This is a genomic window from Salirhabdus sp. Marseille-P4669 (assembly GCF_900240405.1).
In the GTDB taxonomy this organism is placed as follows: domain Bacteria; phylum Bacillota; class Bacilli; order Bacillales; family Alkalibacillaceae; genus OEQK01.
The window spans coordinates 263,158-285,429 of sequence record NZ_OEQK01000002.1 but is presented as its reverse complement, the minus strand read 5'-3'; the positions used below and the strand labels follow the sequence as shown (position 1 = coordinate 285,429).

The window sequence follows — 22,272 nt, the reverse complement described above, 5'->3', positions numbered from 1 at the left end:
AATTTTATTTATTGATAAATAAATCTTAACTTTTATGGAATTGTTATGGTTTGTTAACGAATTATCTATTTAAAGAAAGGGATTATTTCAAAAAACATAAGAAAAGCCTTGTACACATAGAGTACAAGGCTCGTTACTTTTATTTTAATAATCCTGATCGCTAGTTCCACCTGTTACGATAAGAACACCGGAGCTTGCTCCAATACGAGTTGCTCCTGCTTCCATTAAAGCTTCGGTAGCTTTTCCATCCCGAACACCACCAGAAGCCTTCACTCCCATTTCAGGGCCAACTGTCTTTCGCATAAGCTTGATATCTTCTACTGTTGCTCCACCACCAGAGAAACCTGTCGATGTTTTAACGAAATCAGCACCCGCTTCTTTTGAAAGCTCGCATGCTTTCACCTTTTCCTCATCAGTTAGAAGGGAAGTTTCAATAATAACCTTCACAATCGCCTTGCCTTCTGCCTCTTTTACAACCGCTTCAATATCGCTCTTTACAACATCATACTGTTGGTCTTTAAGTGCACCGATATTAATTACCATATCAATTTCTTTCGCGCCATTTTCTATTGCATTTTTCGTTTCAAACGCTTTTACTTCTGATGTCGTTGCTCCAAGAGGAAAACCAATAACCGTACAAACCACTACGGAAGTATCTTTTAATTTATCATAACAGTATGAAACCCAATATGGATTCACACAAACAGAAGCAAACTCATATGTCTTCGCTTCTTCACATAGTTGGTCCATCTTCTCTTTTTGTGTGTCTGGTTTTAGTTGAGTGTGATCAATCATTTTTGCAAGTTCTTTGTTCATTGTTATTCCACCTACTCTATCTTTTTTCATCATTCTATCTTAATTTTATCATTTCCTAAAAAGAAATACTATGTACCAAAAAGTAAAAAGGATTTTCTCCTTAGAAAATCCTTTTTTAATGAGCCATCCACTTAGGTGGTGTATTTTTATGATAATAGATTTCCCCAATAGGGTAATGCTCTTCAAAATTATCCTGACTTAAGTGATAATGAAAATTAAAGTAATACCCTTCCATAGGTTTATTGATCCTACTAACGTGGAATCTAGCAATATCCTCGTTGGTACGAATATCGTATATATTAAATATTTTCTCCCCATATCCTGGGGCTAGTTCTTCGGAAATGCCATAATAATAGATAGCATCTTCTTTATCTTGTAAAAGAGATGTGATAACCTCTTCGATATTCCACATTATTGTATCTAAACTTGTTTCATCAACGGAGTCTATAATTTTAGGTCCTAATTTCGTGATGGTTTGCATTTTCGCAAGATTTGTTATGTCATGTAAAGACCAAAAACGGTCCTTGTAGGTGGAAGAATGAACAGCCTCAAAACTCCATTCCATTTCATGACGTTTAAAGGTATCATCATTTACTTTCTCTTTCGAAGAATCGACCTCTGCGGCATCCGTATTTAAGATGGGAGGTGGAACATACATTCCTAATGTTAAGATTGTTATTAAAATTACAAATGTTTTTCTAATATACATCTTCATATAAATTCCCCTAAATTATGACCTAGTTAAATTTTAACATGATTCTGGGAAATGTCTATAAAACTGTTCCATCTCAACAAAAACTTAGGCATTTCGTACCAAACACGCTTTTTTTATATTCTTATAAAGAAATGGATTTCCCCTCTTTTCTCCAGTCTCGAAATTCAGCTGCTGCCGTAAAAAGGGCATCGGTTGAAGAGTTAAGTGCTGTTTCAAAAGAATCTTGTAAAACCCCAATTACAAAACCAACACCAACAATTTCCATCGCAATATCATTTGGTATACCAAATAAACTACAAGCTAGTGGGATCAGTAATAGAGACCCTCCGGCAATTCCAGACGCCCCACTCGCACATAACGCTGCTAGAAAACATAGAATAAGGGCTGTTGGTAGATCAACATCAATATTAAGTGTATGGACGGCTGCTAAAGTCAAAACAGAAATCGTTATCGCAGCTCCAGCCATATTTATGGTTGCTCCTAATGGAATAGACACCGAATAACGGTCTTTATCTAATCCAAGTTTCTCACACAAGCGCATATTTACAGGAATATTTGCTGCAGAACTACGAGTAAAGAATGCGGTAATACCACTTTCCTTTATACATGTGAAAACAAGTGGATATGGGTTTTTTCTTATTAAAAGATAGACAATCAAAGGATTAACAAAAAATGCCACAAATACCATGGTACCGATTAACACCAACAATAAATGTCCGTACCCTAATAGAGAATCTAAGCCCCTTGTGGAAAGCGTCTCAAAAACTAAACCCATTATCCCTATTGGTGCCAACCGGATTATCCAAGAAACAATAGTTGATATAGCTTCAGAAAGGCTAGAAAGCATGGTTTTCGTAGTAGATGGTGCATTTTTTAAGGACAGACCAAAGAGTATGGCCCAGGCCAGAATCCCTAAATAGTTTCCATTGCTAATAGCATTTACAGGATTATCAACAATGTTTAGTAAGACCGACTCTAAAACCTCACCAACCCCCGCTGGTGCTGTAAACCCTTCAGGAGCACCATTTAACGTTAGTTGTACCGGAAAAACAAAACTAATGATAACAGCTACGAGCCCTGCTAAAAAGGTTCCTATAAAATAGAGTGGTACAATGAGTTTCATATTTGTTTGCTGACCATTTTGATTTTGTGCAATAACGGACAACACTAATAGGAAAACAAGAATTGGGGCAACAGCCTTCAACGAACTGACAAATAAAGTACCAAATATCGAGATAAAAGTTGCTGATTCTGGGAGTATAAATGCAAGAACAATTCCAAGTAATAAACCAATAAATATTTGTTGAACAAGGCTAATTTTATTCCAGCGTAAAAATACGTTTCTCATCGTTATCCTCCCATCAATTTGAATAAACACCATTAAATTACGGTTCCTAAAGCTATTATGTACCAAATTACCCTTCCTACTTATCAAATAGAAAAAGCCCCCCCTAAAGTAAAACTAGATTTAAAGTTCACAATCTGTTTTTCTTTTCAAAGGGGAGCAAATGTATCCTTAAGCAGAAACTATTTCTTCTTTTTCATCCATAACTCTTACAAATTGTCCTTCACAATATGGATATCCTGCTTTCGTTACTTTAACTCTTACTACTTTTCCAATTAAGTCATCTGTACCTTCAAATTTTACACGTAGGTAATTGTCTGTATAGCCGACAATGATATTACTATTCGGTTCTTCCTTAGAATGTTCTTCCGGAATTACTTCTAGTACTTCACCCTCGTAATTCGAAGCGTATTCTTTTGCTAACTGGTTTGATAATTCAATTAGACGATGGACACGATCGTTTTTCGTTTCATCATCTACTTGGTTCTCCATACGTGCTGCAGGAGTTCCAGTACGTTGTGAATACGGGAATACGTGCAATTCTGAATATCCGAGATCTCGAATGAAGTTATATGTCTCCATAAACTCTTCTTCTGTTTCTCCAGGGAATCCAACAATAACATCAGAAGTTATTGCTAATCCTGGAAGTGCTTTACGAATTTTTTCGACCTTTTGCTTGTAATATTCAGTACTATACTTTCTACGCATTCTTTTCAATACAGAGTCAGAGCCAGCTTGTAGTGGCATATGTAAGTGGCGTACAATCTTTTCCGATTGATCAAGTACTTCAATGACTTCATCCGTAATTTGACTTGCTTCAATAGATGAAATACGTATTCGCACTAATCCTTCCACTTTTGTTTCCAAGTCACGTAGTAATTGAGCAAAGTTATAATCCTTCATGTCTTCTCCATATCCCGCTGTATGGATACCTGTCAGTACAATTTCTTTATAACCCGCATCTACTAGCTGTTGTGCTTGGTTTAAAACATCTTCTGGCTTTCTAGAGCGTAATAGTCCACGTGCCCAAGGAATAATACAGAACGTACAAAAGTTATTACAGCCTTCTTGTATTTTTAAAGAAGCACGAGTACGATCGGTAAATGCTGGTACATCCATTTCCTCAAAGACACGGTTTTTCATAATATTGGATACCGCATTAATAGGCTCCCTTTTTTGCTTATGTTCTTCTATATATTCCAGCATTTTTGTACGGTTTTGTGTACCAACAACCACATCAACACCAGGAATTTCCATAATTTCTCCTGGTGAAGTTTGGGCATAACAACCTGTTACGCAAATGACGGCATCCGGGTTTTTACGTACTGCACGACGGATTGTTTGTCGGCTCTTTTTATCGCCTGTATTCGTTACGGTACACGTATTAATAACGTATACGTCTGACTGATGTTCAAAATCTACTCTTTCATAACCATTTTCTTTAAAATAGTTCCAAATTGCTTCTGTCTCATAATGGTTTACTTTACAACCTAATGTGTGAAAAGCCACTGTTGGCATTTCGGTCACCTCTGTTCTTCAAATTGATATGACATAACGGATAGAAAATAAAGGGCCGCTGTTTCCGTTCGAAGTATCCTTGGTCCAAAGCGTGTAAATTGAGAATCCTCTTTAGCTAATAAATCCAATTCTTGTTCGGAAAAGCCACCTTCTGGACCAATGACAACAAGAACTTCATCACCTAAAGACATTTGCTGAATACTAGTACTTAATCGGACAGGCTCGTCCTTTTTTGCTTCCACTTCACTCGCAACGATTATATGTTTATAGCTGTGCACTTTTTGTAATAGCTGCTTAAAACTTACTAAGGAGTGAATCTCAGGTATTTTCGTCCGATGGGATTGCTCACTAGCTTCTTTCGCAATTTTAACTAATCTAGAAACCTTTTTATCTGCCTTTTTCGGATCCCATTTCACCACAGACCTACTCGCTTCAAAAGGAATAAAGGCAGAAGCCCCTAATTCTGTTCCCTTTTGCACAATTAAATCAAGCTTATCCCCTTTAGGAAGTGCTTGCGCTATGGTAACGGAAACTGGTAATTCTTTATGTTCCTCTAACCATTTCACAATACGACACGATACTAACTGATTGTTAATTTCTTCTATTTCACATAAACATGAGCGGCCATTTGGATGGCAGCAAATGATTTCATCACCTGGCTTCATCCGCATAACAGTTGCTATATGGTGATGATCACCGTCTAGGATTTCTACTTTTTCATTTTGTAACCATCCATCTGTTGGTATGAAATAACGCTGCATTTATCTTACCTGCTTTCTACTAAAACAGTAAAATTAGGAACGCGGAGAAGGTTTTTTAGCAACAAAGGAAATCCAATCTTCCATTTGGTTGGTTTCCAGGATTTCAAAACCTGCTTCGATTAAATTCGTTTTCACTTCATCTTTTTTTCCTAAAATGATGCCAGATGTAATAAATATTCCACCGTCTTTAAGGTTATCAAATGCCTCATTCGTAAATTGAACAATTATTTCCGCTAAAATGTTCGAAACAATTAAGTCTACCTGGTCTCGAACCCCTTTTAGTAGATCATTTTGTTTGGAGGTAATCCGGTTATCCACTTTGTTTAGCTTTGCGTTAATTTTGGATATTTTTACCGCTAGTTCATCTAGATCAAATGCTTGAACCTCTTTAGCTCCTAATAAGGCAGCTGCAATACTTAATACACCAGAACCTGTACCAACATCGATAATACGATCATTTTGTTCAATATATTGTTCTAAAGCCTGCAAACTCAAAACGGTAGTAGGATGGGTACCTGTACCAAAAGCCATTCCCGGGTCTAGTTCGATAATTACTTCGTCACTTTCAACTGGTTCATATTCTTCCCACGTTGGAATAATCGTAATTTTCTCGGATACTTTAACTGGCTTATAATACTTTTTCCATGCTGTAGCCCATTCTTCTTCATTCACTTCACTTATTGTTATATTATTTTTCCCAATGTCAATATCATACGCTATTAATCCATTAATAGCCTGTTTGATTTCCTCTACTGTTTCCCCTAGAAAACTATTGACTGGAAGATATGCTACTACATAAACACCTTCCTCTGGATAGTCATTCGGATCTAATTCAAAAATTTCACCATACTTTGAATCAAATTCCTTGATCAAATCCATAGGGTCTTGGATGACAACTCCACCAGCACCAATTTCATGTAAAATGTTCGAAATGGGTTCAATTGCCTCATGCGTAGTATGAATACGAATTTCAGACCATTTCAAAGGGACCAACTCACTTTATTTTATATTTTTAATTCTTAATAGCATCATTGCGAATCATTACTCGCCTTTAAAAGCTCTTTTCATTCGTTGAAAAAGATTGTCACCTTGTTCATTCGTAGTATCATTTCCACTTAATTCATTAAATTCACGTAATAACTCTTTTTGACGATCGGACAGGTTTTTCGGTGTAATCACCTTAATTCGAATGTGTTGATCACCTTGCCCACGACCATGAACATTTGGCACTCCTTTTTCTCTTAAACGGAAATGTGTGCCTGTTTGCGTCCCTTGAGGGATTTTCAGTTTTACTTTTCCATGGACGGTTGGAACTTCAATTTCATCACCTAACGCAACTTGTGCAAAAGTTAATGGTACCTCACAATGAATGTCATCGCCTTCGCGATCGAAAAATTCATGTGGACGTACACGTATCACAACATACAAATCACCTGCTGGACCGCCATTTACACCTGGCTCCCCTTGTCCACCAACACGTATTTGCTGTCCATTATCAATACCCGCTGGAATAGTAATATGAATTTTTTTACGCTTTTTAACCGTTCCAGAACCACCACAAGTGGAGCATTTGCTTTTAATGATTTTGCCTGTTCCTTGGCAGTAATGACAAGCTCTTTTATTTACGATTCTACCAAACGGTGTATTTTGCTCTTGATTTAATTGACCTGTACCATGACAATGAGAGCATGTATCAGGGGAGGTACCAGGTTTGGCACCAGATCCTTTACATGTATCACATGTCTCTTCTTTTGGAATATGAATGTCTGTTTCCTTACCAAAAACGGCTTCTTCAAAATCTAGTTCCATCGTGTATTGTAGGTCCGCACCTTGTCTTGGTGCATTCGGGTCACGACGTCTTCCGCCACCACCGAAAAACATATCAAAAATATCACCAAAGCCACCAAAGCCTTCTGTATCAAATCCACCAAAGCCTTGTGCATTCGGCCCATCATGTCCGAATTGGTCATATTGTGCACGCTTCTGTTCATTATTCAAAACTTCATAAGCTTCTTTCACTTCTTTAAACTTATCGGCAGCATCCGGCTCTTTGTTTACATCCGGGTGGTACTTCCGTGCAAGCTTACGGTAAGCTTTTTTTATTTCCTCTTTTGGGGCATCCTTAGATACACCAAGTACTTCATAATAATCTCGTTTGCTCAAGCCTAATCACTCTCCCGAATCTTCTCACATAGATTTAATATTAACATTCCTTTAGGATAAAGTGCAACGCGTTCGTATTATAGAGGGTAAATCCTTTCCTTAAAAAAAGTCAAAGTCAAGAACCCCTGACTTTGACTTTTTCACATATACATAGAAGTAAGTCTATTCACCATTTATTACTTTTGGTCGTCATCCTTTACTTCTTCGTAATCTGCATCGACAACATGATCATCTGCACCTTGTTGTGCTCCGCCTTGAGCCGCTTGTGCTTGTTGTTGTGCCTCTTGATATAATTTTACAGTAAGATTTTGAACAATTTCTTCTAAAGCTTCCTTCTTCGCTTTAATATCCTCTAAATCGTTAGCTTCTAATGCCTTTTTCAATTCTTCTTTTGCATCTTCTGCTTGTTTTTTCTCATCTTCTGTTACTTTATCTGCAAGGTCTTTTAACGTTTTTTCAGTAGTGAAAACTAATTGATCTGCTGTGTTACGTAGTTCCACTTCTTCACGACGTTTCTTATCTTCCTCTGCATTTTCCTCAGCTTCTTTTACCATTCGTTCTACTTCTTCATCAGATAGGCCTGAAGAAGACTTGATTGTTATAGATTGCTCTTTGTTGGTTCCTAAATCTTTTGCACGAACATTTACAATACCATTTGCATCAATATCAAATGACACTTCAATTTGAGGTACTCCTCTAGGAGCTGGAGGAATATCTGTTAATTGGAAACGGCCAAGCGTTTTATTGTGTGCAGCCATTTCGCGTTCCCCTTGTAATACATGAATGTCTACTGCAGTTTGGTTATCTGCCGCAGTGGAGAACACTTGAGAATGACTTGTTGGGATTGTCGTATTACGTTCAATTAGCTTTGTAAATACGCCACCCATTGTTTCAATACCAAGAGATAGAGGTGTTACGTCTAGTAATACTACGTCTTTTACATCCCCTTGTAACACACCACCTTGAATTGCTGCTCCAAGTGCAACTACTTCATCCGGGTTTACACCTTTAGAAGGTTCTTTACCAATAACCTTCCGAATTGCTTCTTGAACGGCAGGAATACGAGTGGAACCACCAACTAGGATAATTTGGTCAATATCGTTAGTAGACAATCCAGCATCTTGCATTGCTTGACGAGTAGGTCCCATTGTACGTTCCACAAGATCACTTGATAACTCTTCAAATTTCGCTCTTGTTAGGTTCATTTCAAGATGCAATGGTCCAGCTTCTCCAGCAGTGATAAATGGTAGGGAGATTTGTGTTTGTGTTACTCCAGATAAATCTTTTTTCGCTTTTTCAGCAGCATCTTTTAGACGTTGTGCCGCCATTTTATCTTTAGACAAATCAATGCCATTTTCTTTTTTAAATTCTTCTACCATATGATTGATAATTACTTGGTCAAAGTCATCCCCACCAAGACGATTATCACCAGCAGTAGCAACTACTTCAAAAGTACCATCACCGATATCTAGAATCGATACGTCAAATGTACCACCACCAAGGTCGTAAACAAGTACTGTTTGATCTTCTTCTTTGTTAATTCCATAGGCCAATGCCGCGGCTGTAGGCTCGTTGATAATTCTTTCTACTTCCAAGCCAGCGATTTTACCAGCATCTTTCGTAGCTTGACGCTCTGCATCATTGAAGTATGCCGGAACTGTAATAACCGCTTTATCCACGGATTCACCTAAATAATCTTCTGCATAAGATTTTAAGTGTTGTAAAATAATAGCAGAAACCTCTTGAGGTGTATAATTTTTACCTTCAATTTCTTCTTTATAATCTGTACCCATATGTCTTTTAATAGACTGGATTGTATTTGGGTTCGTGATTGCTTGACGCTTCGCAACTTCCCCTACTTGTCTTTCTCCATTTTTAAATGCTACAACAGAAGGAGTTGTGCGGTTTCCTTCTGGATTTGGAATTACTTTTGCTTCGCCGCCTTCCATAACTGCGACACATGAGTTTGTTGTTCCTAAGTCAATACCAATAATTTTGCCCATGGTAATATCCTCCTTATGTTTCCTATGTAATTGATTATTGATTTACTTTAACCATTGCCGGTCGAATAACACGATCTTTCAGCTTATAGCCTTTTTGTAAAACTTCCACTACCGTGTTCGACTCTTTATCTTCTTCGTTTACTTGCATAACTGCCTGATGTAAATTCGGATCAAAAGGTTCCCCTTCTGCCGGAATTTCTTCAATACCTGCTTTATCTAACGCAGTAGTTAGCTGACGATAAATCATGTTCATTCCTTCCACAAAATTTTTCATGACATCGTCCCCTATTTCAACTTGTAAAGCACGTTCAAAGTTATCTACTACAGGGAGTAACTCCATTGCTAATTCTTGGGATTTATATTTCAAATCATTTTCTTTTTCTTTTTTCGTTCTTCTACGAAAGTTATCAAAATCAGCTTGTACTCTTAATACTTTCTGATACAAATCTTCTTTCTCTTTCGAAACATTATCAAGCTCTACTTGAAGAGCTTTTACTTTCTCATCTTCATTGTTTTGAGTTTCTTCATTTTCAGAAGCCTCATTGTTTATTGTTTCCTTATCTATTATTTCATCTGATAGTGTTTCTTCCTCTACTATCTCTTGCTTTTCTTTTTCTGACATTCCAGTCACCTCTCTTTCTACATATCCAAACGGTTTAAAATATAACATTAAAAGTTACTCTTGAAAAGTATTGTGCGTATAGATGCAAACACAAAAGGAATGAGGGGCGCATATTAATCTCTTGCAAACCCTCATACCTCAACTATCACCTATAGCCATGCAGCTCATCATAATATAGCTATAACCTAGTTTAAGAGTTTTGATACCATGACTTAAATGCTTTTGACATTTGTTGTGACAGCTCATCTATTAAGGAAATCACTTTCGAGTAATCCATACGAGTAGGGCCTAATAAGGCAATTGTTCCTAAATGCTCCTGCCCTAAAGAATAGGAGGCTGTAATCAAACTACATTCATTCATTGCCTCGTGTTCATTTTCATGTCCAATCACCACATTAATACCTGCTTGATTTGCCCGTATAATCGGAGCAATTTCAGCCTCTTCATCAAACATCGAAATCAAAGACCGAACTTTTTCAATATCTTTAAATTCTGGCTGAAGTAGTATATTCGTTTTTCCACCTATATAGAGATTTTGAGGCTGTTGGTTCATGACAGTTGCCTTTACAAACTGATAAACACTCTCGAAATTCCTCGTATGCTTTCGTAACAACGTTGCTACTTCTGTTACAATTTTTCGATTCAGGTCAATAATTGGAACACCCTTTAACTTTTCGTTTAGAATATTGACGGTTTTTTCTAAATCGGTTGGATCTAAGCCTTCTGGGATCGAAAAAGTTCGATGTTCCACATGCCCTGTGTTCGTGATTAAAATGGCTACTGCAGAATTTTTGTTGAGCGGAATAATTTGCAGCTGCTTTAATTCTGTCTCAAACACCTCAGGACCTAAAATAATGGAAGTATAATTTGTTAAATCGGATAAGACCTTAACCGAATTACTAACAACACGCTCATACTCCATCAACTTTTCACTAAACATACTTCGTATTGAATGTAGTTCATTCATCGATAAGTAAAATGGTGACATTAAATGATCCACATAAAAACGGTATCCTTTTTCAGAAGGAACTCGCCCTGATGAGGAATGGGTTTTCTCTAGAAAACCCATCTCCTCTAAATCTGCCATCTCATTACGAATCGTAGCTGAGCTAAATTGCACATCATCTTTTTTGGAAATTGCCCGAGAACCTACTGGTTGAGCGGTACGAATAAAGTCATCAATAATAACTTGTAAAATGAGTAATTGCCTTTCAGTAAGCAAGATGAATCACCCCTGTTAGCACTCTATATCTCCGAGTGCTAAATCTAATAATAATTTATCAAAAGGGGTACTCCTTGTCAATGAATTGAGCTAAATTTTGACCCCTTCTTCTAATAAAAAGGAACTAAAAACATCGTTACCAAATAGCTTTCCATCTTTGGTCATCCTTAAGTAACCATTTACTTCTTCTAACCATCCTTTTGTCTTTAGCATCTCCACTTCGTATTTGTATAAATCCTCAATGTTTAAATCATATTTATCATAAAATCTTTGAATCGAAACTCCTTCTGATTTACGAAGGCCAAGAAACATTTCTTCTTCAATTTTCTCTTTTTTTGTAATTAATTCCTCATGTAAGACCGGCTTCTCTCCTTCGGCAATCCGTTTCATATAATGGTTTAGGGGACGTAGATTTACAATTCGCTTATTCGCTAAATACCCATGTGCCCCTGCTCCAAAGCCATAGTAATGCTGATTATCCCAATAGGTTAGATTATGCTGACTTTCAAATCCTGGCTTACCAAAGTTACTTATTTCATAGTGGTGTAGGCCCGCTATTTCCATTTCTTCTACAAGCGTTTCATACATCAAAGCCTCTATTTCTTCAGGTGGCTTCGAGAGCTTCCCTTTTTTATATCGCATATAAAAAACTGTTTTCGGTTCAATTTGTAAAGCATAAGCAGAATAGTGAGGAAGATTATATCCAATAGCTTGCTTCAAAGTATGATGAAAATGTTCTAGTGTTTGATTTGGTAATGCATATATAAAATCCATGCTTATGTTGTGCATATCATTTTGATGCAAACCCTCAACAGTTCTTTCTACATCGATTACTTTATGATTACGGTTTAACATTTTTAAAAACTCGTCATCTAGAACTTGAACTCCAAGAGAAATACGATTTACCCCAAATTGCTGTAGCATTTTCATTTTTTCCTGCGAAAATTCACCTGGGTTTGCTTCTACTGTAAACTCGAGATTCGCGCTTACTTCAAAATATTGGTTCACTATAGATAATAATCGACGGAACTGTTTATCCGAGAGACTTGTTGGTGTACCTCCACCAATATAAATCGTACGAACCTTTTTCTTCTCGTTTCCAATATACATATGCATTTCTTTATGAAGGGCATCTAAATATTGATCTGCAACCGTTTCGTTATAATAGTTTTTTGTAAAATCACAGTAATGACATATTTCATGACAAAATGGTATGTGAATATATACTGCTTGAATCACGGATATCACTCTTTCCAATTAAAGCGCAGGCGCTATAAATCTATTGTTTTTGTGTAAGTATCATTCTGACGTATTCTAATTGGGTTAAAAAACGAAACCGCAAGAGAGTTTCCTGCGGCTTCTACTTCATGCTATTTTTAATCCTCATCCATTTGAAGCACGGACATAAATGCTTCCTGCGGTACTTCTACTTTACCAATCATCTTCATCCGCTTTTTACCTTCTTTTTGTTTCTCCAACAATTTACGTTTACGTGAAATATCTCCACCATAGCATTTGGATAATACGTTTTTACGCATTGCTTTGATGTTGGAGCGTGCAATGATTTTATTTCCAATTGCAGCTTGGACAGGTACTTCAAATTGCTGTCTTGGGATGATTTTCTTTAGTTTTTCTACAATTACTTTTCCACGTTCATAGGCAAAATCTTTATGAACGATAAAGGACAAGGCATCGATTTTCTCACCATTTAGCATAATATCCATTTTGGATAGTCTGGATGGTTTATACCCTTTAAGCTCGTAGTCGAAGGATGCATATCCTTTAGTATGAGATTTTAACTGATCAAAGAAATCATATACAATTTCAGATAACGGTAAATCATACATGACATTTACCCGGTTTTCATCTAAATATTGCATATCAATAAAATCGCCACGTTTACGCTGACAAATTTCCATTACGGCTCCTACATAATCGTTAGGCACCATTATTTTTGCATCCACATATGGTTCTCGAATTTCGTGAATCGTTTGTGGGTCAGGCATTAAGGATGGGTTGTCAATTTTTACGATCTCACCGTCTGTTTGCTCTACTTCGTAAATAACACTAGGTGCAGTTGTAATGAGGTCAATATTAAACTCGCGCTCAATACGCTCTTGGATAATTTCCATGTGAAGCAAACCTAAAAATCCACAACGGAATCCAAACCCTAGTGCTTGAGATGTTTCCGCTTCATATTGTAATGCAGAATCATTTAGCTCTAATCGCTCCAATGCCTCACGTAAATCATTGTATTGGCTGGCATCAACAGGGAATAAACCACAATACACCATCGGGTTTAAGCGTTTATACCCTGGTAATGGCGCTGCTGCTGGATTATTAGCTAGCGTAATGGTATCACCAACTCGGGAATCACTTACATTTTTAATCGATGCCGTTAAATACCCTACATCGCCTACAGAAAGTTCTTTTAATTGAACAGGCTTTGGATTAAATACCCCAACCTCATTTACTTCAAAGGTTTTACCAGTAGCCATCATTTTAATCTGATCCCCGACTTTTACACTACCTTCTTTAACGCGGATATAAGCAACAACTCCACGATAAGGATCGTACAAGGAATCAAAAATCAATGCTTTTAATGGTGCTTCAGGGTCTCCATCTGGAGGAGGAATCTGTTTTACAATTTGTTCTAGAATTTCCTCAATCCCTATACCTGCTTTCGCAGAAGCTAGGATTGCATCTTCGGCATCAATTCCAATAACATCCTCGATTTCTTGTTTGACACGATCTGGGTCGGCACTTGGTAAATCAATTTTATTAATAACCGGAACAATTTCTAAATCGTTATCCATCGCTAAATATACGTTTGCTAATGTTTGTGCTTCAATCCCTTGTGCTGCATCAACAACTAAAATCGCTCCTTCACAAGCAGCTAAGCTTCGAGATACCTCATATGTAAAATCCACATGTCCTGGAGTATCGATTAAATGAAAAGTATATTCTTCCTCATCTTTTGCTTTATATTTTAGTTGAACAGCATTTAACTTAATGGTAATTCCACGTTCACGCTCTAAATCCATCGCATCTAAAAACTGCTCTTTCATCTCTCTTTGTGTTAAGGCTTTTGTTTTTTCTAGTATGCGATCGGCTAAAGTAGATTTTCCGTGATCAATATGGGCAATGATTGAAAAATTTCTAATGTTTTCTTGTTTCCGTTTTGACAAAATGCTCAACTCCTGTAATTAAACACACAATGCTAGCTTAGATTATAGCAATTGGAATTGTAAGATTCAATTGAAAATATATTGGACCTGATTATCCTAAACCTCTAAATAGTAGAACAAAAAGCTAACAATCCATGATGACTGTTAGCTTTTATAAAATAATTGTGTTATTTGATAAAAAACATCAATGATAACGTTAAACAACCACTGAACACTTGTTTCCACAACAGCTGCTATTTTTTCTGTAATAAAGTCTTCTTGAATATTTGTATATTCTTCCTTTTTTTGCTCTAGCGTTTCTTGCTGCTGGAAACGTTGTCCTAATACTTCTACTTCATTTTGACCATTCTCATTTTGAGATACTTGAAGTGCATCATACGTTGGTTCATTTGTACCTCTTACCTCATCCATTCCTTCACCAGCTTGGTTAAAGCCTAAAATGACTCCACCAAGAAAAAGGATAATCATTATGAAGAAAGTGATTGTATAACGTATCATTTAAATCAGCTCCCTGAAGGTTCCCCATCTACTTTTTCCGCATCCCAATAAAACTCACTAAACACTTCAGCAAAGGCATCCGCTGTCCGATAAAGCTCATTAAAATCGTTGTCAACTCCACCAAATTCAACTAGTATAGCTTGTTCTGATAAGTCCTGGTTAAACTTACCGTTAGTAGTAGCGCCTTCTTTTTTAATTACCCCGCGGCTTATTCCTGGGTATTTTTCATTAAGAAGTTTATGAAGCTTATCAGCTAGCTGATAGTTTTGCTCAAAGTTCTCGACTTCTCCACCTATTACAAACATTAACCTCGCATAGGACTTTCCATTAATTTCTTTGGTTGTAACGTCTCCACCAACCGCATCACGATGGAAATCAAACAAATATTGTATATCTTTATTAGTCTTCAGTGCATTTTGCACAACAGGTCTAGCAGCATCATAGGATTGCCAGTATTCCATCCCGTTCTTAACTAGGTTATTGTAGATGTCCGTTTCATCTGCAACCGCTCCGATACCATTTTTCTCTAGAGCCTCTACAAAACGGTCATTTACCATCGTTATATTTACTTCAGAGTGGAAAGCATCATCTGCCACTTTCCCACCTTCTATATGAGGTAAGAAGGATTCTCTATTATGAGTGGAATATACAAATACAACATCTCGGTCCTCTGTAGTTAAAGGTGGTTCTTCCTCCTTTGGCTCTTCTGGTTTTTCTTCCTCAATGTTATCTACTACTGTTTCTTTATCTTTTGCTATCGCTTCTATAGGTGGAGATGATTCTATCGGTAAGGTCGTATAATCCGTTCCTTCTCCCGCAACTAAAATTTTGCTATCAAAGAATGAAAAGCCAGGTAGTTCTCTGCCTAACAAGGAGCGAACATCATCAGGTCTTATATTAGTAGCCGTTTCAAAAAGTAACGAGGACCAATTAATATGATCCATTCCTTCTGGATATGCTTGCTCAAAAAGCCGATTTTCTTGACTGAATAAGTATAAAAACATAGACCCGTCAATTTCCTCTGTCCATTCATTTAACGTGGAGGAAGACAAGCGAAGACTCGGCTTAATAGATGTTAAAAAGCCAATCAATACATAGAGACAAATCGTTGCGACAACTAACACCATTGTCCCTTGATAGAAAGCCTTCCACTTATCCTTGTTTGCATGCGTGTGTTTCTTATATTTCATTGCCCCATCTCCTAAGACTCCATTCTAGTAACTCTATTAAATCTATATGGAGTACTTAGAGAAAATAGAACAACCTCTTTGTTATTTTGTATAATTTTCTTTATTCTCTTTACGGACAGCATCATGCAATGCGGCATTTATACTATTTGCTAATAGGTTTGCCATATCTTCAATAAAACCATCTACTTCCTTCGGGGTAACCATTAAATTATGACCTAATGGTGCCAGTACCTCTTTTATTAATTGGCGCTTTTCATCCTCAGGTAATCCCCCAATTACTCCTAAAAAGGTTTTCCGTTGCTCTATTTCTGGCAGGTCTTCATCTGTTAATTCTCTTTTTTCACCAAATGTTAATCCAGCTGGTGTTAAGGACCTCGCTGGCTTATCTTGATCCTTAATCTCTCTGCCAAAATGCTTTAAAATATAATCAATTGTATCGCTCGTAATTGTTACAGCATCTACTACTGTAGGGACTCCTATGGAAATTACCGGTATTCCTAAAGCTTCCTCACTTAATTCCTTTCTTTTATTCCCAACACCAGATCCTGGATGGATACCTGTATCCGATACCTGAATGGTTGCATTCACCCGGTTTATGGACCGTGAAGCTAGTGCATCAATAGCGATAACAAAATCTGGTTTTACTTGGTTTATAATCCCAAAAATCGTTTCACTCGTTTCAATTCCTGTTACTCCCATAACACCAGGGGAAATCGCAGAAACAGGTCGATAACCTTCGCTCACATATTCTGGATGTAGTTCAAACAAATGATTGGTTACAAGTAAGCGCTCTGTTGTTTCTGGCCCAAGCGCATCAGGTGTAACATTTCGATTACCAAGTCCTACAACTAAACAAGATGCATCTTTTTTTATGTTACAAATCTCTAGAAATTTTTCTAATTCATGTGCAAGAACATTTGCCGTTTCTGTTTGTGCATCTGTATCATGTTGACGAATACTTTGAGTTTCAATAGTTAAATACGTTCCAGGCTTTTTTCCGACTGCCTTGGAACCTTCCTCATCAATCTCAACATAGGTTACTTTTATATCTCCTTCTTTACGTTCCTTAACGACAACACCTTTAATATCCTCTGTTCGTACCTCTTGCTTTTCTACAAACATATCTCTTGCTTCAATTGCTAAATCTGTTCGTACCTGATACATTTCTTCCATTTCGTTCTTTTTCTCTTTATTTGCCATTTCGAAAGACCCTCCAAAATTTTCCCTATTTAGTATAAAAGGGTTTCCAATGGCAAAAAACTTTATACTTTCGATGCATGGCAAGCAGAATTTCTTGACACTTCCTATTGAAAACTTGTACTAGCTTTGGTAAAATGACTTTTGGTAAATTGAAATACCGTAAGCTTCTTCAGGAGGTGAAAATAATGCCAAACATTAAATCTGCTATTAAACGTGTAAGAGTTAACGAAGACAGCCGTACGAATAACCAATCGTTTAAATCCGAAATGCGTTCTTCTATTAAACGTGTAGAAGCTCTTGTTAACGAAAACAATGCTGATGAAGCTAAAGCTTCTCTAAAAGTTGCAATCAGCAATATTGATAAAGCCGTTCAAAAGGGAATCATTCATAAAAACAATGGTGACCGTAAAAAAGCTAGTCTAACTAAAAAAGTTAACGCGCTTTAATACAAAAAACGATCCTAATTGATAGGATCGTTTTTTTACTTTACTTTAGCTACTGTTGTTAAGTTATGAAGCAATAATTCAAAAGCTAGCTCTTTTTCCACTTCTCCACGTTTCATTTGTTCGTCGGTTTTAGCTAATACCGTAATCATTTCATATAATTGATTCAAACTAAAATGTTTCTCTCGTTCTAGAGCCATTTTCACCGCATAGCGATGAGCCTTCACTTGCTTACTCATCTGCTGGCTTGTATACCCTTTATTTTTTAATAATTTACATTGTAAAATCAACCGTAACTGGCTTGCAAATAACGCTAGTAGTGCAATCGGTTCTTCTTTTCGCTTCGTTAATTCCTTAAAAATACCAATCGCTTCCCCTAAATTCTTGTTCATAACCGCATCCACCATTTTAAAAGCAGATGATTCCACATGTCTAGATACCAGGTTTTCTACAACCTCTTTTGTAATTTGCTTGTTTTCCCCAACGTAACTTGCAAATTTTTCAATTTCCTTACTTATCGCCATAAGGTCTGTACCAACTTCCTCCAATAACACATTGGACCCTTGCTCATCGATATGTACACCTAGCTGACTAGCCAACATATTGATCCACTTTTGCACTTCCCATTCCTTGGGTGGATCACATTTTACCACCTTTCCAGTCTCCTTCATTCGTTTTACAATCTTCTTCCGTTCATCCACTTTTTCATAAGGAGCAACAAAAATAACAACGGTGTGGTCAACGGGATCCACAAGATAATCTTCTAAAACCTTTAAATTGTGCTCTACTTTCGTTTTATCTGGATTCGCTTTAAAAATCGATGCATTTTTTAAAAGCAAAATTTTCTTTTCTCCAAAAAAGGGAAAGGTTTCTGCATCGAGAATTGCTTCCTGTATAGGGGTTTCCTCTAAATCAAGTGTAGAGAAATTTAGACCATGCTCTGGCTCATCAATAATGCTTTTAATTAATTTCTGTTCAAGATCTTGTATTAAATAGGATTCGCTTCCAAATAATAAATATATCGGATAAAACTTTTTCTTTTTTATTTCTTCTACCACATCAAAATAGGACATTTTTTCCACTCCATCATAATTCGTCATTCTATATTAACTATATGGTTTATTTTTGTTGAAAACAAGAAAAAAACGAAAGTCCTTTGTGGGTCATATGAAGAGGAATTAAACGTAAATAAAGAGGGAAATGTCATGACATTTCCCCCAAAATCTATATGAACGTCCGAAACACCAGTCCCGGGAAACTGTCTTTCGAACGATATTTGCTTTCGAGTATAGATTGTGATAAATTAAGGTGAAATATAGGTGTTAAGTCTTGACAAAGCAAGATATGGTAATGAATTGTGAACTTTTATTATTCATATAGATTTTTCCAAAAAAATCGCTTATACTAGGAAATGATATAGGAGGGGTTTTTCGTGAACGAATTCGAAAAAAATATTAGCTCAAAAAATAACGATGTTGTAGACTCCATTAAAGGGTTTGCCTTCTCTACAATTTTCTTTTTAGTCATTTTCTTTATTGGAACAGTTTTTGAAGTTGTAGGACGTTAATCTAATTAAGTATGGTTACGGAAATTACATAAGGTTTCATTTTTCATCACCAATGATGAACAGATTGGGCATTTGTCTTGTGATAAATGCTGAATAAAGAGAGACAATTCGGTTGTCTCTCTTTTTTACTTTCCTACGGTATCATATGGAATCCACGGATAAAAGGTTCCATGATTATGATTAAATTTATATGTGATTGCTCCGTTGAGATCCGTTCTAAAAACGTGCACTTTCTCCTCCTTAAGTCTTTCGATTGTCTCCGTCGATGGGTGACCGTAAAGATTAAATTTCCCAGCTGAAATGAGCGCAACCTCTGGACTTATCTCTTTTAAAAATGCCTGTGAGGTTGAATGTTTACTTCCGTGATGAGCTACTTTTAATACATCAACTGGAGGTTTGTATTTTCGCACAATCTCCTCTTCTATTTTCGAGCTAATGTCCCCAGTAAATAAAAATGTTGCTCCTCCAAAAGTGCCTAACAATACGATGGAGTTATCATTTTTATTGTCTGCTTGGTTGTCAGGATGTAACACATAAAGTTTATATTCGTCTATTTGTAACATATCTCCAGCAGTTAGGGTCTGTTTCTTTTCCTTATCTAATTTCATATCCACATATGGACTAACATAAACAGAACCAACTTGAAAATGCTCCATCACATAATCTAAACTCCCCATATGGTCTACATCCTCGTGGGTAATAACGATATGATCAATTGTTTTAATTCCTTTCGACCAAAGAAACGGTTGAATTTGATATTTGGCTGTATTATTTTCGTTACTAAGTTCTCCCTCACTAAAATGGTTCTCTTTTGCTGCATCAATCAGTAGAACTGCTTTACGATACGGTAATTCCACTACGATGGTATCTCCTTGTCCAACATCAAGCATTGTAATCGTTCCGTAGGGATTTAAGTATGGTTTTAATTGTTCTGCAATTAATAACACTATCAAAATAATTCCATAAAGAAAGGCTTTCACTAGTTGCTTCTGTTCAAGCTTTTTCATAAAAAGGAAATACATAACAAAGTAGAGTACGAATATAGGAAAAGAAATTTTACCAATTACCCAAATAAACTGTAGCGAATCAAGTAACCGGATAGAAAAAGAAATCAAATCTTGATGGAATGAAAAGATAGGATTAATAATTATCGGAAAAGAAGGGAGCCAAGACAGAATCGTTGCGATTAAACAAATAGGAATAACAACAACCGAAAAATACGGAACAAATAAGAGGTTACTAAATAGCGAAAGTGGACTTACATAATAAAAGGCGCTCAGTTGTAGAGGAAGTAATACAAGCTGGCTTATGAAGCTTATATAAACACTATTCCAAAAGTAAGATCGTTGTTGGATTAGAATATTTTTAGAAAGTACTAAAGCATATGTGACGAGAAAAGAAAATTGAAAGCTCATTTGTTCTATTAGCTTAGGATCTAAGAAAATAAAACATAATGCTGTGATACTGATAACATCTGTTATTGGCCATTTCTTTTGAAAAAAAGAAGTTAAAAATAATATTTCCGCCATTACAACTGCCCTTAATACTGGAGGTTGACTTCCAGCAAATAAAGCATAAATCGGCAAAATAATGATTAAGATTATTTTACCTTTTTCTTTCGTTAGCCCTAAAATTTTCGTTAAAAAGAAATACAATAAACCAATGATTAATCCTACGTGTAAACCAGAAATTGCGAGGATATGGGACAGGTTCCAATATTGAAACTGCTCTATTACGTCTTTGGACAAGTAATCTTTATTTCCAAACAAAAGAGCCTGTATCCATTGAATGGTGTCCTTGCTATATGTAGAGGAAAGGTAAGATAAAAATGTATCTTTTATGGCGTATGGTGTTGCTAAAATACTCTCCCCCTTACAAAAGGTTTTCGAGAGGTCTGTGTTCAACTGGAGATAAATCCCTTTTGAATTTAAATACGCTCGATAGTCAAAATTCCCGGGATTCCCTGCAACTTGCGGAAGTCGTGGTGTTCCTTTTATTTCGCAAAACGCACCATGTTGGAACTGTTGCACATACAAAGCAACATCTTCTGTATTGATCGTTACATAAATCTTCTCTTTCGTTACCTTTTCCTTTAAAACAAACTCCATTTTCGTTTCACTTACTTCCGGATGTTGCACAATTTTACCTTGTACCGTTTGCGAACGGCCGATAAATGTTGAATCGCTTAAAAATGAGGAAGGTTGGGAGGGCAAAAAGCTGAACCAAAGAAAGGTAAAAGCGAAAAGGAGTAGAAAAGATAAGGGAGCTTTTCGCTTTATGAACCATAAAAATAAGCAACTAAATAAAACAAAGCCAAACCATAACCAATGCGCCTTATTCCAGATTGAAAATAAGGCGCACACAACAATTATGTGCCATTTTCCTTTCATATACGTACCCTATTAATCAAGGTTGGCAAAAAGCTTATCTGCTTGCAAGCGTAAGCCCTGAAGGTCCTCATTTGATACTCCCTTATCCTCAAGGAAATGTAGCATCTTGGAGAAGAATTCCACTTTCTCAACCGGATTCGTATCAATATGCACATGGTCTAACTCTACCTTCTCGACTTGAACGGAAGCTTCCTTAAAGAGCTCTACAGCATATGGATGATTTTTGTAATCTTCTGCATAAACGACGCGTTTAATTCCACTTTGTATAATCGCTTTACAACATTGAAGACATGGAAAATGGGTAACATAAATTTCTGCCCCATCTGTTGGTGCACCAAATTTAGCACATTGAAGTAGTGCATTTACTTCTGCATGAACCGTACGCACACAATGACCATCAATTACATAACAGCCTTCATCAATACAATGGACACCACCAGATACACTACCATTATATCCACCAGCAATAATCCGTTTATCACGAACAATTGTCGCTCCAACCATTAATCGTTCACACGTACTTCTTAATGCAAGCAAATGGCTTTGTGCCATAAAATACTGATTCCAAGGTATTCTCTCCATTCTACAAACACACCCCTTTTTTGACATAATACTAGTTTAGCACGGCATG

Annotated in this window: 20 protein-coding genes; 2 read left to right on the top strand and 18 right to left on the bottom strand. The window is 36.6% G+C overall.

Translation table 11 applies throughout. The features are described from left to right. Positions 1 to 144: 144 nt before the first annotated feature. The 15 genes from deoC to gpr form a co-directional block, all read right to left on the bottom strand. Positions 145 to 816, bottom strand: coding sequence for a deoxyribose-phosphate aldolase (deoC, locus tag C1A05_RS04415; protein WP_102026982.1), 672 nt, complete (start codon positions 814 to 816; stop codon positions 145 to 147). 115 nt (positions 817 to 931) lie between these two features. Continuing rightward, complete coding sequence (locus C1A05_RS04410) at positions 932 to 1,531, bottom strand: YpjP family protein (RefSeq protein WP_102026981.1); 600 nt, start codon at positions 1,529 to 1,531, stop codon at positions 932 to 934. Positions 1,532 to 1,652: 121 nt separating this feature from the next. After that, positions 1,653 to 2,879: a serine/threonine transporter SstT gene (gene sstT / locus C1A05_RS04405; protein WP_102026980.1), complete on the bottom strand. Its 1,227-nt coding sequence runs from the start codon at positions 2,877 to 2,879 to the stop codon at positions 1,653 to 1,655. Positions 2,880 to 3,047: 168 nt separating this feature from the next. Further along, positions 3,048 to 4,394 (bottom strand): tRNA (N(6)-L-threonylcarbamoyladenosine(37)-C(2))-methylthiotransferase MtaB, encoded by a 1,347-nt coding sequence (gene mtaB, locus C1A05_RS04400; protein ID WP_102026979.1) that lies wholly within the window; start codon positions 4,392 to 4,394, stop codon positions 3,048 to 3,050. Between the two features lie 5 nt (positions 4,395 to 4,399). Further along, the gene (locus C1A05_RS04395) at positions 4,400 to 5,155 is read right to left on the bottom strand and encodes a 16S rRNA (uracil(1498)-N(3))-methyltransferase (RefSeq protein WP_102026978.1); all 756 of its coding nucleotides are present in this window, start codon (positions 5,153 to 5,155) and stop codon (positions 4,400 to 4,402) included. Positions 5,156 to 5,188: 33 nt separating this feature from the next. Next, a complete protein-coding gene (gene prmA / locus C1A05_RS04390; RefSeq protein WP_145997286.1) occupies positions 5,189 to 6,139 on the bottom strand; it encodes a 50S ribosomal protein L11 methyltransferase in 951 nt (316 codons plus the stop codon). Positions 6,140 to 6,196: 57 nt separating this feature from the next. Next, a complete protein-coding gene (dnaJ, locus tag C1A05_RS04385; protein WP_102026976.1) occupies positions 6,197 to 7,318 on the bottom strand; it encodes a molecular chaperone DnaJ in 1,122 nt (373 codons plus the stop codon). Positions 7,319 to 7,494: 176 nt separating this feature from the next. Then, positions 7,495 to 9,321, bottom strand: a complete 1,827-nt coding sequence (gene dnaK / locus C1A05_RS04380; protein WP_102026975.1) for a molecular chaperone DnaK — start codon at positions 9,319 to 9,321, stop codon at positions 7,495 to 7,497. Between the two features lie 34 nt (positions 9,322 to 9,355). Then, on the bottom strand, positions 9,356 to 9,991 hold the full coding sequence (grpE, locus tag C1A05_RS04375; RefSeq protein ID WP_234998334.1) for a nucleotide exchange factor GrpE: 636 nt from the start codon (positions 9,989 to 9,991) through the stop codon (positions 9,356 to 9,358). 142 nt (positions 9,992 to 10,133) lie between these two features. Beyond that, positions 10,134 to 11,165 (bottom strand): heat-inducible transcriptional repressor HrcA, encoded by a 1,032-nt coding sequence (gene hrcA / locus C1A05_RS04370; RefSeq protein WP_102026974.1) that lies wholly within the window; start codon positions 11,163 to 11,165, stop codon positions 10,134 to 10,136. A 90-nt stretch (positions 11,166 to 11,255) separates the two neighbouring features. Beyond that, entirely contained in the window at positions 11,256 to 12,404 is a 1,149-nt protein-coding gene (gene hemW, locus C1A05_RS04365; protein ID WP_102026973.1) for a radical SAM family heme chaperone HemW, read from the bottom strand. Between the two features lie 137 nt (positions 12,405 to 12,541). Continuing rightward, positions 12,542 to 14,353 (bottom strand): translation elongation factor 4, encoded by a 1,812-nt coding sequence (lepA, locus tag C1A05_RS04360; protein WP_373419460.1) that lies wholly within the window; start codon positions 14,351 to 14,353, stop codon positions 12,542 to 12,544. 144 nt (positions 14,354 to 14,497) lie between these two features. Then, on the bottom strand, positions 14,498 to 14,851 hold the full coding sequence (locus C1A05_RS04355; RefSeq protein ID WP_102026971.1) for a DUF3679 domain-containing protein: 354 nt from the start codon (positions 14,849 to 14,851) through the stop codon (positions 14,498 to 14,500). 5 nt (positions 14,852 to 14,856) lie between these two features. Continuing rightward, positions 14,857 to 16,041 (bottom strand): stage II sporulation protein P, encoded by a 1,185-nt coding sequence (spoIIP, locus tag C1A05_RS04350; RefSeq protein ID WP_102026970.1) that lies wholly within the window; start codon positions 16,039 to 16,041, stop codon positions 14,857 to 14,859. An 81-nt stretch (positions 16,042 to 16,122) separates the two neighbouring features. Beyond that, positions 16,123 to 17,241, bottom strand: a complete 1,119-nt coding sequence (gene gpr / locus C1A05_RS04345; RefSeq protein WP_373419459.1) for a GPR endopeptidase — start codon at positions 17,239 to 17,241, stop codon at positions 16,123 to 16,125. A gap of 185 nt (positions 17,242 to 17,426) precedes the next feature. Between gpr and rpsT the strand changes: the two genes are divergently transcribed. Continuing rightward, entirely contained in the window at positions 17,427 to 17,687 is a 261-nt protein-coding gene (rpsT, locus tag C1A05_RS04340) for a 30S ribosomal protein S20 (RefSeq protein WP_102026969.1), read from the top strand. Between the two features lie 35 nt (positions 17,688 to 17,722). Here the strand turns inward: rpsT and holA are convergent, their stop codons facing one another. Continuing rightward, on the bottom strand, positions 17,723 to 18,757 hold the full coding sequence (gene holA, locus C1A05_RS04335) for a DNA polymerase III subunit delta (RefSeq protein WP_159461997.1): 1,035 nt from the start codon (positions 18,755 to 18,757) through the stop codon (positions 17,723 to 17,725). 359 nt (positions 18,758 to 19,116) lie between these two features. On the opposite strand from holA, the gene C1A05_RS04330 reads away from it, so the two are divergent. Continuing rightward, positions 19,117 to 19,251: a YqzM family protein gene (locus C1A05_RS04330; RefSeq protein WP_102026967.1), complete on the top strand. Its 135-nt coding sequence runs from the start codon at positions 19,117 to 19,119 to the stop codon at positions 19,249 to 19,251. A gap of 125 nt (positions 19,252 to 19,376) precedes the next feature. On the opposite strand, the gene C1A05_RS04325 is transcribed toward C1A05_RS04330, so the two are convergent. Beyond that, entirely contained in the window at positions 19,377 to 21,641 is a 2,265-nt protein-coding gene (locus C1A05_RS04325; RefSeq protein WP_102026966.1) for a DNA internalization-related competence protein ComEC/Rec2, read from the bottom strand. Between the two features lie 12 nt (positions 21,642 to 21,653). Beyond that, positions 21,654 to 22,223, bottom strand: coding sequence for a ComE operon protein 2 (locus C1A05_RS04320; RefSeq protein ID WP_102026965.1), 570 nt, complete (start codon positions 22,221 to 22,223; stop codon positions 21,654 to 21,656). Between the last annotated feature and the right edge of the window lie 49 nt (positions 22,224 to 22,272).